The organism is Subtercola sp. Z020, assembly GCF_002931235.1.
GTDB lineage: Bacteria > Actinomycetota > Actinomycetes > Actinomycetales > Microbacteriaceae > Subtercola.
Window position 1 is genome coordinate 1 of the sequence record NZ_PSTT01000127.1, and the last position, 16726, is coordinate 16726.

A 16726-nucleotide genomic window follows, 5' to 3' on the forward strand; every position below is an offset into this window, starting at 1 on the left:
GGCGGAGGCGGGGGCGGATTCGACGCGGCGGATGTCGGCGGGGTCGAGCGCGGCGAGGTCGGCGGCGGCGTAGGCCGGCGTCTGCGGCAGCCGCACCGTGATGCCCGCCAGCGGCTGCAGGCGCAGCGTTCCGCCGGTGACGGTGTAATTCAGCGTGTGGCCGCCGTGGCTGCGCGCCGCGTTGAGGTAGTGCAGGTGCAACCCCGCGACGCTCACGCCCTGGAAGAACGGCGGCGCCCAGAACCCGACGAGCGAACCGGTGGTGGTCGGCAGCGTCATCTCGCGCTGGCCGGTCATCACCTCGGCGAGTCGGCGGTACGGATGATGCTGCCGGACGGGCTCGCGCACCAGCATGTCTTCGAAGCCGCCGTCGACCCTGATCGCGAAGAACTGGTTCGGGGTGCCGACGAGCTGCAGAAGGAGCTCCTCCAGCCCCGCGCGATCGACAGCACCGGCCAGCTCGTGGCTGAGGGTGGGCTCGAAGGCGACCACCTCGGCGAAGGGCAGCAGCTCGTCGGGGTCGCCGGGTGTCACCGCCCCATCGTCTGTGCAGCGGAAGATCTGCCCGTCGACGACCACGAGCTCACCGTTCAGCGCGTTCCCGCAGCCGAGCCCGAAGTCACCGGCGGCAAGCACATCCCGCGCGGGGAACGAGCCGTCGAACAGCCCGGCCATCAGGGCGTTCACCACCGAGAACTGGTGGATGAGCGGCTGCGCCACGGCGGGGGTCGACGGCATCGACGCCATCAGTGGCGCACCGTCGGCGCTCCGTGCGGGCCGGCTCCGGATGCCGGATCCCACCCCTTCGCCGAGCCGCCGGCCGCACCGCCGCGGCCTCCCGCGCCCCCGCGGCCGCCGCCCGAGCGCTCCCGGCGCCGCACCACGACACCCGCGACCGCACGCCAGCCGAGCAGGAACACCCCGAGCACGATGATCGCCACGATCACGAAGCTCACCGCAACGCCCTGGCCGCTCAGCACCCGGAAGAGCATGCCGACGGCGACGGTGAACAGCCAGACGGGAATGCCCGGCAGCACCAGCGCCAACGGGTAGCGCCACGCGCGGGTCGCGAGCCAGCCCACGGCGAGCCCGATGAGGAACGGCCACCAGGTCTCGAGCGTGCCGGTGAGGCTGAAACCCTCGCCGTGGTTGCCGCGCCCGATCAGCACGAACAGCAGCACGAAGACGAGGTCGAGCACGGCCGCGACGACGACACGGCGCGGCGAAGCGGGCTGACGCACCCGTGCGGGCGGAGCGTTCTGGGTCATGACCTCAGTCTACGAAGAACCGCGGAGCCCCGGGCATCCGGAGCCGGTCGCAGACGACCCACCCGCTACAGCCCGAGGTACGGCGCCCGCCGCATGCCGAACGTGACGGCGAGCGCCCGGCGGGCCGCGTGCCAGCCGGCCGAGCCGTTGACCCCGGGCCCCGGCGGCGTCGACTGGGAGCAGAGGTAGACGCCCGGCATCGGCGTCTGCCACGGGTGGAGCGACAGCGTCGGTCGCCGGATGAGCTGGCCGATCGTCGCGGCCCCCGACGAGATGTCTCCGCCGACGTAGTTCGGGTTCAGCTGCTCTTCGGCGACGGCGGTGCGCCCGGCGTGCGTGATGATCGTGTCGCGAAAGCCCGGGGCGAACCGCTCGATCTGCGCGATGATGTTCTCGGTCTGGTCGACGTCTGAGCCGCGCGGCACGTGTGTGTAGGCCCACAGCACCTGTGACCCCTCCGGTGCGCGGGAGTCGTCGACGACGCCCGGCTGCGAGACCAGCACGTACGGCTTCGTCGCGTGCTTCCCGGCGGCGACCGTGGCCTCTGCGCGCGCGATCTGGGCGTGCGAGCCGCCGACGTGCACGGTTCCGGCCTTTCGCAGTTCGGCGTTCGCCCACGGCACGGGGGCGTTCAGCGCGAGGTCGAGCTTGGCGACGGCGTTGCCGTAGCGGAAGCGGGAGAGGGCGCGGCCGTAGCGGGCGGGCACGCGGTCGCCGGCGATGCGCAGCAGCGCCTTCGGCGACGTGTCGAACAGCACGGCACGGTGCGGCGGCAGCTCGTCGAGGCTGGTCACCTCTGTCGAGGTCACGACCTCGCCGCCGTGGGCGCGCAGGTCGTTCACCAGCGCGTCGACGATCGCCTGGCTGCCGCCGACCGGGATCGGCCAGCCGACACCGTGGGCGAGGGTGGCGAGGATGAGCCCTGCGGCCGCCGGGGCGAGCCCGGGCAGGGGCAGGATCGAGTGCGCGGAGACGCCGCTCATCATCGCGGGTGCGACCTCGCTCTCGAAGCGCAGGCCCCACAGCGGGCTGCCCTGCTCGAGCACCCTCAGGGCGAACGCGGCCAGCACCCCGGGGTTCTGCGGAACCCGCAGCAGGGAGCCGCCCGTGTAGGAGGTGAGGCCCCGCCATTCCGAGACGAGCGGCTGCAGCATCCGGTGCCAGGCGGGGCCGTCGATGCCGAGGCCACGCGCCGTCTCGTCGAGGCTGGGGTAGGCGATGCCGGCCCTGCCGTCGTCGAGAGGATGCCCGTACGCGACCTCGGGCTGGCGCAGCTGTATGCGCGAAACGAGATCGAAGCGGCGGAAGAACTCCGAAGCGAGGGCCATCGGATGCACGGCGGAGCATATGTCGTGCCGAAAGCCGGGCAGCGTCAGTTCGGCCGTTCGCGCTCCCCCACCGATGGTGCTCTCCCGCTCGTAGACGCGAACGCTCAGCCCGGCGCGGGCCAGGGTGACGGCGGCCGCGAGCCCATTCGGGCCGGAGCCGACGACGATCGCATCAACGGTGTCCACATCCCCAGTATGACGCGGTCTTCCCCTTCTCGATGCTCATTCACAGCCGGGTGTCAATCCCTTGTTGGAGGGTGGAGGCCACTGCTTGCATAAGGTCAAGCACCCACCGAAGGAGGTTGATGTGACTCTGATCACCAGTGCACCGCCACTCGCCGCAGACATTCGAATCTCGATCCTCTCCGACCACGAATGGCGCATCTGCGATCGCCGCGTTCCGGACACGAACGCTGAATCCGTTCTCGGCTATGTCGAGAAGACCGGGGACTTCTACGAAGTGATGAAGCTCTCCTCGCCCCGCCAGTTGCTGTACTTCACCGACCTCGAGCACGCCGTCGAGTGCTTCTCGTCCGCCGTCACCCCCGTCACCGTCAGCAGACTGCTGTGAGCGAGGCGCCGGCTCGCTCCGGTGAGCCGACGGCCATCCTGTTCGACATCGACGGAACGCTCGTCGACTCGAACTACCTGCACGTGTTCGCCTGGAGCATGGCCCTCAATGATGTGGGCCACCGGGTGGACGACTGGCGCATACATGCCGCGATCGGCATGGACTCGTCGAAGCTCAAAGAGCGACTGCTCGGCGACGATGCCGATGAGCTCGGCGAGCGGGCTTCGGATGCGCACAGCGCGCGCTACGAGGAGCTCTCGGGCGAGTTGCGTCCGTTCGCCGGGGCTCGCGACCTGCTCGCCGCCTGCGCCGAGCGGGGGGTGCGGGTCGTTCTGGCGACATCGGCGCCCGCCGACGAACTCGAGAAGCTCCGTGACGCCCTCGACGCCGAGGATTCGCTCTATGCCGTCACGTCGTCGGAAGACGTGGAGACGGCCAAACCCGAGCCCGACGTGGTGAAGGTGGCCCTGTCGAAGGGCGGCATCGACGCCTCGCACGCGATCATGGTGGGCGACACGGTGTGGGACATCCAGGCCGCGTCACGCGCCGGCGTGCGCTGTATCGGTGTGCTGAGCGGGGGCATCGGGGCGCTCGAGTTGCGCGAGGCCGGCGCGGTCGCGGTCTACGACGACGTGGCGGCCCTTCTCGCCGACCTCGACGACAGCCCGGTGGCGAGCCTCTTCGCCTGACCCGCGTCCTCCCGCCGACCCGTCAGAAGAGCGTGGCGGCGTCGCTGAGGGTGACGCGGATGCCCGTGCCGGCTGCGCTGCCGCAGACCGCCGCGGCCGCAGCGAAGCCGGCGCGGCCGAGGGGAACGTCGCACCAGGCGACCCTCCTCCCACCGACGACGGCCTCGCCCCGGCCGCACCCGTCGGCTGAGAGCACCTCGATCTGCCGCGGGTCGCGGCGGAGGCCGGAGCCGAGCGCCTTCGCCACCGCCTCCTTGCGCGCCCAGAGCGTCGCCCGCGCCGGCAGGTCGCCGGGAGCGAGCGCAGCGCTCTCGGCGGGGCTCAGCGCCACCTCGTCGAAGCCCCCGAACCCGACCGCGTCGACACGGTCGATGTCGATGCCGACGCGCACCTCGCGGCCGGCTGCCTCGGGGGCCAGCAGGGCCACCGCGATGAGTCCACTCGAGCGGGTGAGCGAGAGGCCCATCCCCGCCCCCGGCCCGGCGAGGATGCGCGGCGGACCGTGCTGTTCGCTGCAGCGCGCACACGCGAAGTCGATGGTGAGCTGCGTCGGCGGAACCCCGACGCGGTCGGCCACCGCCAGCCGCAGGAGGGTGTGCGCTGCACGGAATCCGAGGCGATTGTCTTCGGTCGAGAGCGCCTCGGCGCGGCGGAGCTCCCCCGGTGTCAGCACCGCGAGCGATGGAGCAGTCGGCACGTCAGCCAGGAGGTACACCGAGACGTCGACCGCGGCATCCTGCATCGCACCAGCGTGCCACACGTTGCTACAGCGGGCAGTATGCGCGGTCGGGGGTGGGCACTAGCCTGAGGCATCATGGATGACCGGACTTGGGCACGCACCCCGATCGAACCGCAGAGCGTCAACGCGCCGCTCTCCACCGCCGCCGTCTTTCTCGTGGTGACGGTGAACACCGGTGCTGCCGACAGCGCCCGGGACGCGGCGACCGTCGCGACCGTGCGCGATGTCATCAGCGACATCGGCGGCCTCGTGCGGGCCGTCGGCTTCCGCGACCTGAACGGGCATCTCAGCTGCAACGTCGGCATCGGCTCCGACTTCTGGAACCGGCTCGGCCAGGCGAAGCGCCCCAGCCAGCTCGACACCTTCCACGCCATTCCCGGGGCGGGCGGCCACACCGCCGTCTCCACACCGGGCGACCTGCTCTTCCATATCCGCGCCGAGCGCCCCGACCAGTGCTTCGAACTGGAGCGGCTCATCCTGGCGAAGCTCGGCGACTCGGTGACCGTGGTCGACGAGACGCAGGGTTTCCGCTACTTCGACTCCCGCGACCTGCTCGGCTTCGTCGACGGCACAGAGAACCCGACCGGGCAGTCGATGGCCGAGGCGGCCCTGATCGGCGACGAAGACCCCGACTTCGCCGGCGGCAGTTACGTGGTCGTACAGAAGTACCTGCACGACCTCACGGCGTGGGGTTCGCTGAGCACCGAACAGCAGGAGGCGATCATCGGCCGCACGAAGGCCGACAACGTCGAGCTCGACGACGGCGAGCGCCTCTCGCACAAGGGGCTCAACACGATCGTCGACGAGAACGGCGTCGAACACGACATCCTCCGCGACAACATGCCCTTCGGCCGCCCCGGCCAGAAGGAGTTCGGCACCTTCTTCATCGGCTACTCGCGCGACCTCTGGGTCATCGACCACATGCTGCGCCGCATGTTCATCGGCAGCCCCGTCGGCGAGTACGACCGCATTCTCGACTTCTCGAAGGCCGTCACGGGCACCACCTTCTTCGTACCCTCCAACGACGTTCTCGAGTCGCTGGCCGGCTGAGAACATCTAGCTGGTCATCAGGGTGGCCGGTCTAAGATCGCGAGCATGGAAGAGCCACTGATCAGCTCGCTGCGCCGGGCCGTGGCCTCTTCTCCCGGCGACATCCACCTGCGCGTGCTGCTCGGCCAGCAGCTGCTGAGGGCGGGTACGCCCGGTTCCGCGGCCGAAGCCGTCTCGTTGGCGGCGGGTGTGCTGCAGCAGTCTCCGGCTGATCCGGATGCCCGGCAGCTCATGAGCGACGCCCTCTCCGGTTCGGTGGCGCCCGACGCCCCGCTGAGCGACGCCGCCGCCCCGCGCGCCGAAGCCGCCGCCGCGGCATCCGGAGCCGCACCGGAGACGCCACCCGAGTTCGACTGGAACGCCGCCGAGAACGACGTGCACGAGCTCGCCCAACCCATGTTCGTCGACTCCACCCCGAGCGTCGCTCCCGGTTCGGGCTTCGACATCGAGCGCTCGGTCATCACCCTCGCTGACGTCGGCGGCATGACCGCCGTGAAGAATCGGCTGAACGCCGCATTCCTCGCCCCTCTGCAGAACCCCGAACTCCGAAAGCTCTACTCCAAGAGCCTGAAGGGTGGGCTGCTCATGTACGGCCCGCCCGGCTGCGGCAAGACGTTCATCGCGCGGGCCATCGCCGGCGAGCTGGGCGCGCGGTTCCTGAATGTGGGGCTCGCCGACATCCTCGACCCCATGCTCGGCAACAGCGAGCAGAACGTGCACGAGGCCTTCGAGCTGGCGCGCCGCGAAGCGCCCTGCGTGATCTTCTTCGACGAGATCGACGCTCTCGGCCAGCGCCGCAGCCAGACCCGCAACAGCGCGCTCCGCGGCACCGTGAATCAACTGCTGACCGAGCTCGACGGCGTCGCCGACCAGAACGAGGGCGTCTTCGTGCTCGCCGCGACCAACCAGCCCTGGGATGTGGACCCCGCCCTGCGCCGGCCCGGGCGCTTCGACCGCACCGTGCTCGTGCTGCCGCCCGACGAGGAGGCGCGCGAGTCGATCTTCCGCTACCACCTGCAGCACCGGCCGGTCGAGGGCATCGAGCTGAAGGCCCTGGCCCGCGCTTCGGCCGGCCTGTCGGGCGCCGACATCGCCTACGTCTGCGAGGTCGCTGCCGAGCGCGCGCTGATCGACAGCGCGACGACGGGCATGCTGCGCCTCATCTCGATGACCGACGTGACCGACGCGCTCGGCGAGGTCAACCCGTCGACGTCGAGCTGGCTTGAGAGCGCCCGCAATGTGGTGCTGTTCGGCGACGACGACGGAACCTACACCGAACTGAAGGCCTACCTGAAGAAGGCCAAGCGGCTGTGAGGCAGAACCTGTGAGGCAGAACTCGTGAGGCAGCGCCGATGAGCGACGACGACTCCGCCCTGGTGCACGCGCGCACGTATCTCTCGCTCGGCAAGCCGGCCGACGCGCTCCGGGCGCTCGCGCCGCACCTGGCGTCGAACCCCGACGACGAACGCGGGCTCTGCCTCGCCAGCCAGGCCCATCTCGTCGCGGGCCAGCACGCCGCCGCCCTGCAGACCGCTCAGCAGGCGCTCATCCAGTCCCCCGACAACGAGTGGGCGTGGCGACTGACCGCCCTGGCCTACTCGAAGCTCGGCAACACCGTCGAAGCCCGGGCCGCTGCCCAGACCGCCCAGTCGATCGCGCCGCAGCTCTGGGTGACGCACGCCCAGGTCGCCCAGGTCGACATCGCGGCGAAACGCATCACCCGCCAGGCCGAAGAGGCCGCCCGCGAAGCGGTGAGGCTGGCGCCCGAGGAGCCGGATGCCCACCTGACCGTGGGCAACGTCGCGCTGGCCCAGCAGAACTGGCCGGTGGCCGAGGCGGCGTTCCGGTCGGCGCTGAAACTGCAGCCCGATCATCCGGCCGCCCGCAACAACCTCTCGCTGGTCATGCTGCGCCAGGGCCGTGCGGGCAGTGCGGCGGCGGGTTTCATCGACATTCTGAGCACAGATCCGGGCTCTGAGGTGGCGCTCCGCAACCTCAGGGCCGTGGCCGCCGTGGCGCTCCGGCGCATCCACTTCATCCTGTGGATCGCGTTCGCGATCGTCACCGTGACCTTCAGCGGTGCGACGCAGCCGAGCGACTCCCCCGTCTACGGCATGGTCTGGCAGGACTTCCTCGCGGCGACGGCGCTCACCGCCGGGGTCTTCGTCGTGGTGTACCTCGTGCGGCTGCGCAGGGCGGCCGGTCGGCGGTTCGCACGGTTCATCCGCAGCATCCCGCGCATCGACGGACTGCTGGTGGTGTGGGCGGGGATGCTGGTGGCCGACTACGCGCTCATGGTGGGCGCGGTCTTCACCTCGGTTCGGTACGCGCAGCTGCTCTACCTCCTCGCCGGCGGCTTTCTCGTGGCCGGGTCGATCGTGGTGATCGTTCGGAGGCGTCGGGCAGCAGCGCGGGTGCATTGACCGCTCGGTGACCGGCTCACAGCCGGCATCCACCGTTCACCCACACTCGTGCGCCAGAGTGGGGGGATGTTCCGCCGCCACCCCGTGCTCACTGCCCTGACCCTGGCCTATCTCGGTCTCGTGGCGTGGATCACACTCGGTCCGCAGCCGCTCGACGACCGGGCCGAGGGGCTGCTCTACCGGGCACTTCGGGTGTTCGGGCGGCACGCCTCCACCGACTGGATCACGTACGACCGGGTGGAGTTCGCGGCGAACGTGGCGATGTTCCTGCCGATCGGCGTCTTTCTCCTGCTGCTGCTCGGGCGGCGGCAGTGGTGGCTGGCGATCATCCTCGGGTTTCTGATGACAGTGGGCATCGAAGTGGCCCAGCTGGCGCTGCCGGGCCGGGTCAGCGATGTGCGAGACGTGGTGTCGAACACGACGGGTGCCACGCTCGGGGTTCTTCTCGCGCTGGTGCTGACGGCGGGCAAGGCCCGCCGCATCCGCCGTGCCGAGGCACGAAGCCGCGCCCGCGCCGTCACCGGCTGAGCCCGCGACCGCGGGCCCGCCGGCCGGCTAGGCGACCGACCGCCGCCTGGGCGACCGACCGCCAGCCAGCCAGGCGACCGACCGCCGGCTACTCGCGGCCGAGGCGCAGGCGACGGCGCGTGTCGACGGCGAGCACCGCTGCGCCCACGACCACCGCGAGAAGCGCGAAGGCGGCGGCGGCCCCCACGAACACGCCGGAAGTGCCCGTCGCTGCGAGCCCGCCCGACGCACCGGAGGTCGACGTGGCGACCGGTGCCACGACCGTCGGCCCCGGGGTGGGGGCGGCCGAGGTGGGAACCGGCGAGGGAACGGGATCGGGCACCGCTGTGGGCGCGGGCGTCGGCGGCGCGGTGGCGGGCGGCGGAACCGTGACCGGCAGCGAGGCCTGGATCGCCGTCGCGCCGAGGCCGGCCATGAAGGCGACACCGGCCTCGTTCGGGTGCAGCGACTTCTCTTCGACGACCGGGGCCGTCGGCACCGAGAAGTCGACGTAGACGCCGTTCACGAACGAGCCCGTGGGCGCCGCAGCCACGCAGGCGCTGTGGCCGTCTGACTCAGCGAAGGTCGGAACGTACGTGAAACCCGCTGCGGCGGCCTGCTGCTGCACGGTGTCGTCGAGGGCGACCTCGATCGAGTGCAGGAACGGGGTGTCGACGTCGGTGAACGGAAAGCCGCCCGGCGTGGTCACCGGCGAGAAGCAGGTCGAGCCCGCCGGCACCTGGTCGGCCTTCGGCGCGATGCTCGGGTAGCCCAGAACGAAGACGGTGGCATTCGGGGCGGCGGCGCGAACGGCCGCATAGGTCGCCGCGATGGTCTGGCCGAGAAGCGGGATGCGCGACGGCAGCGCAGCGATGTCGGGGATCTGCTGGCAGCTGGTGAGGGCGCCGAGACCGGGTGCGATGAGCGGCCCGACCGGGGAGGCCGCCGCACACGCTGAGGCGACGGTGGTGAACTTGAGGCCGTTGCCGCCGACCGTGATCGTGACGACGTCTGTCGAGGCGCTGAGCGCATCCACCTGCGGCGGAACGGTCGTGCCGTTCACCGGCTGCGGCACCGTGGTGAGGTTCTCGGCCTGCGCACCGCTGCATGTCACATCAGTGAGGTCGAGACCGAGTTGCACTGCGATGCGGTGCGGGAAGTTGGTGAGCGACTGCCCGCAGTCACTGGGCACAGCCGGGTTCACATCGGCCAGGCCGAGGCCCGACGAGTACGAGTCGCCGATGGCGACGTACTGGAGGCCGCTCGCCGGGGGCAGAGAGGCGTCGGCGCGGACGACCGGCGACGCAGCCGACGAAGCTGGCGCCGCCGACGCGGCCGAGCCTCCCGCCAGTACCACGGCCGGCAGCAGCACCGTGCCGGCGAGGGCGACCAGCCCGATCGTTCTGTGTCGCGGGCGTGTTCGACCTGATACTGCTGACCGCATTGTTCCCCTTCGGTGACGATGCCGAAACCATAGCAGCGAACCGCTTCGACGCCGCGCAGACCGGCCCATCTAGACCACCGGTGTCGCGGCGGCCGAGAAGGCCTGCCCGCGGTGCGATGCGGGCAGTCGCGCCGCACCCTCACCGAAGAGCTGCTCGCGCAGGGTCGACCCGTGGCGCTCGGCGGTCATGAGGCCCCTGCTCTTCAGCACGGGCAGAACGAGCTCGATGAGATCGTCGTAGGTGCCCGGGGTCAGGTGCGGCTGGATGAGAAAGCCGTCGACATCGGTCGCCCGCACGAACTCCTCGACCTGGTCGACGACCTCCTCCGGTGTGCCGACGAAGACGCTGCCGTTGATGCCCGTCGTTCGGAAGTTCTCGAGGATGTCGCGCACCAGAGGGGCCGGGGTGCCGTCTTTCGCCAGGTAGCGTTCGACGTTGCTCTGCCCCATCTCGGTGCTGGTCTGAGCGAGCGGTTTGTCGGGGTCGAGCGCGAGCAGGTCGATACCGGTGTTTCCCGCGTAGATCGCCGCTGCACCCTCGGGAGTCGACATCGCGAGCATCTCCGTGTGCTTGGCCACCGCTTCGTCGTGCGTCGGTGCCGTGATGAACAGGGCCCCCACCAGCAGTTTCACCGAGTCGGCCGCGCGACCGGCGGCAACGGCGCTCGCCCGCACCCCCGCCACATTCGCCGCGACCACCGACGGTACACCGCCCGCCACGAAGACGGCCTCGGCATTCCGGCCGGCGAACTCGCGGCCACGGCCCGAGGCACCGGCCTGCACGAGCAACGGCGTGCGCTGCGGGGAGGGCGGCAGGTTCAGGATGCCGTGGGCCCGGAAGTAGGGCCCCTCATGGTGGATCATGCGAACGCCCGCAGGGTCTGCGTACACCCCGTTCTCCTTGTCCAGGCGGAGGGCATCGTCGGCCCAGCTTCCCTCCCAGAGCTTCAGGCAGACGTCGACGTAGTCATCGGCCATGTCATAGCGCGTGTCGTGGGAGATCAGGTCTCTGCCCATCAGAGCCGCGGCAGTGGCGCCCGACGACCCCGTGACGATGTTCCAGCCGATCCGGCCCTTCGTGAAGTGGTCGAGCGTCGCGAAGCGCCGGGCGTTCGCCGCCGGCTGTTCCACCGTCGTGGAGGTGGTCAGAATGAAGCCGAGCTTGTCGGTCACCGCTGCCATCGCTGTCACGATCGGCATCGGGTCGCCCTGCGGGACGCCGCGGCCCTCGCGCACAGCGGCGTCGAGAAGCTCCCCGTCGAGCGCCGGGAAGCCGTAGCTGTCGGCGAGGAAGAGAAAGTCGAGCCCGGCAGCATCGAACTTCTGGGCCAACTCTGTCCAGTGGTCGATGCTGAGAAAGTCGGCAGACGTGTCGTCGGGGTGCTGCCAGGCCGACCCGACGGTGCCGTTCGGCGAGATGTACTGGAAGATTCCGAGAATGAGGGGCTTCATAGAGATATTTATGACATAAATATCTGCGGCGGGGCATACGCTGGTGTTTCGATCGTGTGAATTCTCCCCGGGAGGCATCGTGGCCAGGCCGAATTCCGACGGGCGCCCGTCGACCGCTCCGCTCGACGACGAAGCAGTGGTCATGGGTGGGCGCATCCGGTCGCTCCGTCGAGCACGCGGGCAGACGCTCGTGCAGCTGGCGGTCGCCACCGGGATGTCGCAGCCGTTCCTCAGTCTGGTCGAACGGGGGCACGCACGCCTCAGCATCGCCTCGATGAACCGCGTCGCCGCCGAGTTCGGCGTTCAGCCGGGCGACCTGCTCGCGCACCGCCCGCCCCGTCGCAGCACAACCGACCACATCGATCTCGTCTACTCCGCCGATCGGGAGAGACCGCACCACGGTGATCGCTCCATCTGGCAGCTGGCCGAACTGCCGGGCAGCATCGGCGGCATCGAGATGTTCAGCGCCGAGACGGTCTTCACCGAGTTCGGCGAGCACGACGACGACGAATTCGTCTACGTGCTGGCCGGCACCCTCGACGTGGGGCTCGAAGACCGCGCTGGAGGCAGCATCGCCGACGCGGTGGTCGAGAGCCTGCCGGCGGGGAGCTCGGTGACTTTCGCAGCGGGAACGCGGCACGCGTGGCGCGCGGCCTCGTCGAGCGGCTTCCGCCTGCTGGTCGTGACCGCCCCGGCGCCCGCCGCCGAGGTCACCGCTGCCCCGACCTCCCGGCGGCCCTGAGGTAGTCCTTCGCGAACCCCAGGTACGCCTCGCGAATCTGCGCCTGGGCCTCGCCCGCCGACAGCGTGCCGTCGAGGTGGCCCTGCAGCGCATCCCACCAGATGCTCCGACCGATGGCGAACCCTACGAAACCCTCGACCGGGGCCGCTGTGTCGAGCCAGCGATCGAGCCTGTCGGTCGGAGCGTGCCGGCCCAACACGATGCACTTCGCCGCTCGCCCGCCACGCACCGCGGCCCGGGCGACAGCCTGTGCAGCGTCGGTCGTCTCAAGGCCTTCGATCTTCCAGAACGCCGGGCTCACCCCGTGGTCCTGCAGGAAGTGCATCACGTCGACCGTCAGCCCGGGGCGCGACTCGCGGTCGTACCGGTCACTGTCGCCGCCGACCGCAGCGGTGTCGGCGTCGGTGGCCGGCACGAGCAGTTCCAGGATGAGCGGATGCCCGGAGCTCTCCGCCCAGGCCGAGACCCCGGCGAGGGTCTCCGCCTGCTTCTCCCTGTCGGCCGGATCGAAGCCGGGGTTGTCGCGAACCAGAACCTTGCTGTGGTCGGTGCCGAAGAATTCGCCGTGCCGCTGCCAGTCGTCGCCGTAGGCGAACTCGAAGAACGGATGCCCGCTCGCCTCCAGCGGCATCGAGAGGTTCACCGTGCCACCCGACGACGCCGCGAGTTCGGCGGCCGAGGCGCCGTACTGCTCGTCGATCAGAATGCCGGGCTGAACGCCGGCGGGCAGCTCGCCGGCCGCGTCCAGAACCGCACGGTAGATGAGCAGCTTGTCGGAGGCGATGCGCGCGGCCTGCTGGGGAGTCGGTTTCGCAGTCAGCTTGTAGAGCTCGCGCTCGAGACTGTCGCGGTGGTCGGCCGCCAGAATGAAGAGCAGCCTGTCGGCTGCCTGTGTCGGCGTTTCCCCGGGAGTCGTGTGCGCATCGGTCATTCCCCCAGCCTCAGGCATCGCACCGCCAGCGGCAAGCCCCCGCAGCAACCGACGTAGACTCGCTGGGTGCCGAAACCCCCTGCCGAATCCGCCCGCCCGGGGTGGGTGCACCGCCTGTGGGGCTACATGCTGCGGCACCGGCGCAGCCTCGTTCTGTCGCTGGCCGCTGCCCTGCTCGGCAGCCTGTGCCAGGTCGTCGTACCGCTGGTCGCCCGCCAGATCGTCGACAACGTCATTCTCGTTGCCGACGCTCCCCTGCTGCCCTGGCTCGCTCTGCTGATCGCCCTCGCGCTCGTCACCTTCGGCTTCACCTACCTGCGCCGGTACCACGGCGGCCAGGTCGCGCTCGAGGTACAGAACGACCTGCGGAACGGGATGCACGACCACCTGCAGACCATGGACTTCGCGAGCCTCGACCGCATGTCGACCGGCCAACTCGTCTCCCGGGCGAACTCCGACGCGACGCTGGTTCAGGGGCTGCTGATGATGCTCCCGATCATGAGCGGCAACGTCATTCTGATGCTGCTCTCGCTCGTGGTGATGTTCGTGCTGTCGCCGCTCCTGGCGCTGGTCGCGCTGGTGGTCACGCCGATTCTCGTGCTGATCTCGTACCGCATGCGGGCGAAACTGCTCCCTGCCACCTGGGATGCCCAGCAGCGCGAGGGCGAGGTCGCGCAGATGGTCGACGAAGACGTCACCGGCGTGCGTGTCGTGAAGGCGTTCGGGCGGGAGCGGCGGGAGATCGACCGCATGATCGGCGTCTCCACCTCGCTCTACGGCTCGCAGATGCGCGCCGTTCGCATCCAGTCGCGCTACCAGCCGCTGCTCGAAGCCGTGCCGACCCTCGGGCAGGTCGCGGTGCTGGCCTTCGGCGGGTGGCTCGCGCTGAACAACCAGCTCACGATCGGCACGTTCCTCGCTTTCTCCGCCTACGTCTCGCAGCTCATGGCACCCGCTCGGCAGCTGGCCGGCATCCTCACGGTGGGGCAACAGGCCCGGGTGGGTATCGAGCGCATCTTCCAGCTGCTCGACCAGAAGCCCGCGATCCAGGATGCCGCGGGCGCGGTCGCGCTGCCGGCGGGCGGCGGGTCGATCGACTTCGACGCGGTGCGGTTCGGTTACGGCGATGCCGATGCCGATGCCGGTGCCGGTGCGGACGCCGGAGCCGGAGCGGATGCCGCGGGCAGCGCGGCCGTGCTCGACGGGTTCGACCTGCACATCGCCGCCGGCGAACGGGTCGCCATCGTCGGGCCGAGCGGCAGCGGCAAGTCCACCGTCGCCGCGCTGGTCTCGCGGTTCTACGATCCCTCCGCCGGGCGGGTGCGGGTCGACGGGGTCGACGTTCGCGAGCTCCGGCTCGCCTCCCTGCGCAGCCAGGTCGGGGTGGTGTTCGAGGAGAGCTTTCTCTTCAGCTCATCGATCCGCGCCAACATCGCCTACGGTCGGCCCGACGCCACCGCCCGGGAGGTCGAGCAGGCGGCCCGGGTCGCGCAGGCGCACGACTTCATCGAGCGGCTCCCCCGCGGGTACGACACCGTGGTCGGCGAACGCGGGCTCAGCCTCTCGGGCGGCCAGCGGCAGCGCATCGCACTGGCACGCGCGATTCTCTACGACCCGCGCATCCTGATTCTCGACGATGCCACCAGCGCCATCGACTCGACGACGGAGGAGCTGATCCACGCCGGTCTCGAGAGCGCCCTCGGCCGACGGACCGTGCTGCTGATTGCCCACCGCGAGTCCACCCTGCACCTCGCCGACCGCATCGTCGTGCTGGAGTACGGGCGCATCAGCGATTCGGGCACCCACGACGAGTTGCTCGAACGGAGTGCGACCTACCGCGAACTGCTCTCCGGGCTCGACGAGAAGACGCAGGCGGCCGCCGCCGACGGCCGCATCGAGGTGCTCGCCGACTTGACCGCGCGCGGAACGCTGGTCGAGGGCAGGCGCGACGACGCTGCTGCCGCTGCCGCTGCCCGCCCGGCCACCACCCCCGGGGGCGGCCACCCGCGCGGGTTGCTCGGGGCCGACCCCGCCCTGCTCGACGCCGTGGCTGCGCTGCCGCCGGTCCGCGACATCCCGCTCGTCGACCTGGCGAAGGAGACGGCGCACGACCCGCAGTTCAGCCTCGGCCGACTGCTGAAGGAGTTCCGTCGCCCGCTGCTGCTCGGCCTCGTGCTCGTCGTGCTCGACGCGGCCGCCGGGCTCGCCGGGCCGGTTCTGGTCAAGACGGGAATCGACGACGGCGTACAGGCGGGTTCGCTGATGGTGCTCCTCGCGGCATCCGGTCTCTACCTCGTTGTCACCCTCGCCGACCTGCTCGACGGCATCGCCTCGACCTTCGTCACCGGCCGCATCGCGCAACGGGTGATGCTCTCGCTCCGCATCCGCATCTGGTCTCAGCTGCAGCGGCTGTCGCTCGACTACTACGAACGCGAGATGGCGGGGCGGGTGATGACCCGCATGACGACCGACGTCGACCAGTTCGAGTCGCTCATCCAGAACGGCCTGCTCTCTGCGCTGGTGTCGATCGTGACGTTCTTCGGCGTGGGAGCGGCCCTGCTGGCGATCAACCTCGAGCTCGGGCTCTGCACGCTCGCCGTCGTGGTGCCGCTCGCGATCGCGACGGTGCTCTTCCGCAACCGGTCGTCGGCGCTCTATGACGTTGCGCGCGACCGCATCGCCCTCGTGAACGCCGACTTCCAGGAGAGCCTGTCGGGCGTTCGCGAGTCGCAGGCCTTCGTGCACGAGGCCGCGACCGTCTCCCGCTTCCACGGGCTCGGCCGGTCGTTCCTCGAGACCCGTGTCGCCGCGCAACGGCTGGTGGCGCTGTACTTTCCGTTCGTGCAGTTCCTGTCGAGCGTGGCCGATGCCATCGTGCTCGGGGTCGGAGCGGGCCTCATCGCCTCGGGCCAGCTGAGCTCGGGCGACCTGATCGCGTTCATCCTCTACATCTCGATGTTCTTCTCGCCGATCCAGCAGCTCTCGCAGGTGTTCGACTCGTGGCAGCAGACGCGGGTGTCGGTGGGTCGCATCTCGGAGCTGATGGAGCTCGATACACTCACCCCCGAGCCGCCCGCCGGCACAGCCGTCACGCCCGAGAGTCTCACCGGGGCGCTCACACTCGCCGACGTGCACTTCGCCTACCCCGTCGCTCCCCCGCCCTCCGAACGCTCGCTCGCCCGGCGTCGTGGGCCGGCGGATGCCCGGCTCGCCCTCAGCGACGATGCGCTTCTGGTGAAGCCGGCGGAGGCCCTCCGCTCGATCACCCTCGACATCCGCCCGCACGAGACCATCGCGCTGGTGGGCGAGACGGGCGCAGGAAAGTCGACCGTGATGAAGCTGCTCGCCCGGTTCTACGACGTCGACGCGGGCGCCGTGCTGGTCGACGGGGTCGACGTGCGCTCGCTCGACCTCACGGCCTTCCGCCGTCAGCTCGGCTATGTTCCACAGGAGGCGTTCCTCTTCACCGGTACGGTGCGCGACAACATCGCGTTCGGCGACCCTGAGGCTCCGGATGATCGTGTCGAAGCCGCGGCCCGCGCCGTCGGCGCGCACGATCTCGTGATGGCCCTGCCCGGCGGC

Annotated in this window: 15 protein-coding genes; 8 read left to right on the forward strand and 7 right to left on the reverse strand. The window is 70.3% G+C overall.

Annotated features, from left to right (window positions below):
• The 3 genes from budA to C5B96_RS16225 form a co-directional block, all read right to left on the reverse strand.
• Positions 1-738, reverse strand: a 738-nt coding sequence (gene budA, locus C5B96_RS16215; protein ID WP_158507220.1) for an acetolactate decarboxylase, incomplete at its 3' end; no start/stop codon positions are given.
• Positions 739-746: 8 nt separating this feature from the next.
• Positions 747-1268, reverse strand: a complete 522-nt coding sequence (locus C5B96_RS16220) for a DUF3054 domain-containing protein (RefSeq protein WP_104246404.1) — start codon at positions 1266-1268, stop codon at positions 747-749.
• Between the two features lie 65 nt (positions 1269-1333).
• Positions 1334-2782: an NAD(P)/FAD-dependent oxidoreductase gene (locus C5B96_RS16225; protein ID WP_104246405.1), complete on the reverse strand. Its 1449-nt coding sequence runs from the start codon at positions 2780-2782 to the stop codon at positions 1334-1336.
• 121 nt (positions 2783-2903) lie between these two features.
• On the opposite strand from C5B96_RS16225, the gene C5B96_RS16230 reads away from it, so the two are divergent.
• Together C5B96_RS16230 and C5B96_RS16235 are read left to right on the forward strand one after the other, a co-directional pair.
• Positions 2904-3167, forward strand: a complete 264-nt coding sequence (locus C5B96_RS16230; protein WP_104246406.1) for a hypothetical protein — start codon at positions 2904-2906, stop codon at positions 3165-3167.
• On the forward strand, positions 3164-3856 hold the full coding sequence (locus tag C5B96_RS16235; protein ID WP_104246407.1) for an HAD family hydrolase: 693 nt from the start codon (positions 3164-3166) through the stop codon (positions 3854-3856). The genes C5B96_RS16230 and C5B96_RS16235 overlap by 4 nt, the downstream gene beginning before the upstream one ends.
• 22 nt (positions 3857-3878) lie before the next feature.
• Here C5B96_RS16235 and C5B96_RS17910 read toward each other — a convergent pair whose 3' ends face one another.
• Entirely contained in the window at positions 3879-4598 is a 720-nt protein-coding gene (locus C5B96_RS17910; protein ID WP_104246408.1) for a 4'-phosphopantetheinyl transferase superfamily protein, read from the reverse strand.
• Positions 4599-4670: 72 nt separating this feature from the next.
• Here C5B96_RS17910 and C5B96_RS16245 point away from each other — a divergent pair, with 72 nt between their 5' ends.
• From C5B96_RS16245 to C5B96_RS16260, 4 genes are all read left to right on the forward strand, one after another.
• Positions 4671-5645 (forward strand): Dyp-type peroxidase, encoded by a 975-nt coding sequence (locus tag C5B96_RS16245; RefSeq protein WP_104246409.1) that lies wholly within the window; start codon positions 4671-4673, stop codon positions 5643-5645.
• Positions 5646-5690: 45 nt separating this feature from the next.
• The gene (locus C5B96_RS16250; RefSeq protein ID WP_104246410.1) at positions 5691-6959 is read left to right on the forward strand and encodes a 26S protease regulatory subunit; all 1269 of its coding nucleotides are present in this window, start codon (positions 5691-5693) and stop codon (positions 6957-6959) included.
• 38 nt (positions 6960-6997) lie between these two features.
• The gene (locus tag C5B96_RS16255; protein WP_104246411.1) at positions 6998-8068 is read left to right on the forward strand and encodes a tetratricopeptide repeat protein; all 1071 of its coding nucleotides are present in this window, start codon (positions 6998-7000) and stop codon (positions 8066-8068) included.
• A 66-nt stretch (positions 8069-8134) separates the two neighbouring features.
• Positions 8135-8596, forward strand: a complete 462-nt coding sequence (locus tag C5B96_RS16260) for a VanZ family protein (protein WP_104246412.1) — start codon at positions 8135-8137, stop codon at positions 8594-8596.
• Between the two features lie 88 nt (positions 8597-8684).
• Here C5B96_RS16260 and C5B96_RS16265 read toward each other — a convergent pair whose 3' ends face one another.
• Positions 8685-10019 carry an SGNH/GDSL hydrolase family protein gene (locus C5B96_RS16265; RefSeq protein ID WP_104246413.1) on the reverse strand — a complete coding sequence of 445 codons (1335 nt, stop codon included), beginning with the start codon at positions 10017-10019 and terminating at the stop codon, positions 8685-8687.
• A gap of 69 nt (positions 10020-10088) precedes the next feature.
• The gene (locus C5B96_RS16270) at positions 10089-11471 is read right to left on the reverse strand and encodes an NtaA/DmoA family FMN-dependent monooxygenase (RefSeq protein ID WP_158507221.1); all 1383 of its coding nucleotides are present in this window, start codon (positions 11469-11471) and stop codon (positions 10089-10091) included.
• Positions 11472-11550: 79 nt separating this feature from the next.
• Here C5B96_RS16270 and C5B96_RS16275 point away from each other — a divergent pair, with 79 nt between their 5' ends.
• Complete coding sequence (locus tag C5B96_RS16275) at positions 11551-12213, forward strand: helix-turn-helix domain-containing protein (protein WP_158507222.1); 663 nt, start codon at positions 11551-11553, stop codon at positions 12211-12213.
• Here C5B96_RS16275 and C5B96_RS16280 read toward each other — a convergent pair.
• The gene (locus C5B96_RS16280; protein ID WP_158507223.1) at positions 12182-13144 is read right to left on the reverse strand and encodes a 2-deoxy-5-keto-D-gluconate 6-phosphate aldolase domain-containing protein; all 963 of its coding nucleotides are present in this window, start codon (positions 13142-13144) and stop codon (positions 12182-12184) included. The genes C5B96_RS16275 and C5B96_RS16280 overlap by 32 nt on opposite strands.
• A 66-nt stretch (positions 13145-13210) precedes the next feature.
• Here C5B96_RS16280 and C5B96_RS16285 point away from each other — a divergent pair.
• Positions 13211-16726, forward strand: a 3516-nt coding sequence (locus tag C5B96_RS16285) for an ABC transporter ATP-binding protein (RefSeq protein WP_199176697.1), incomplete at its 3' end; no start/stop codon positions are given.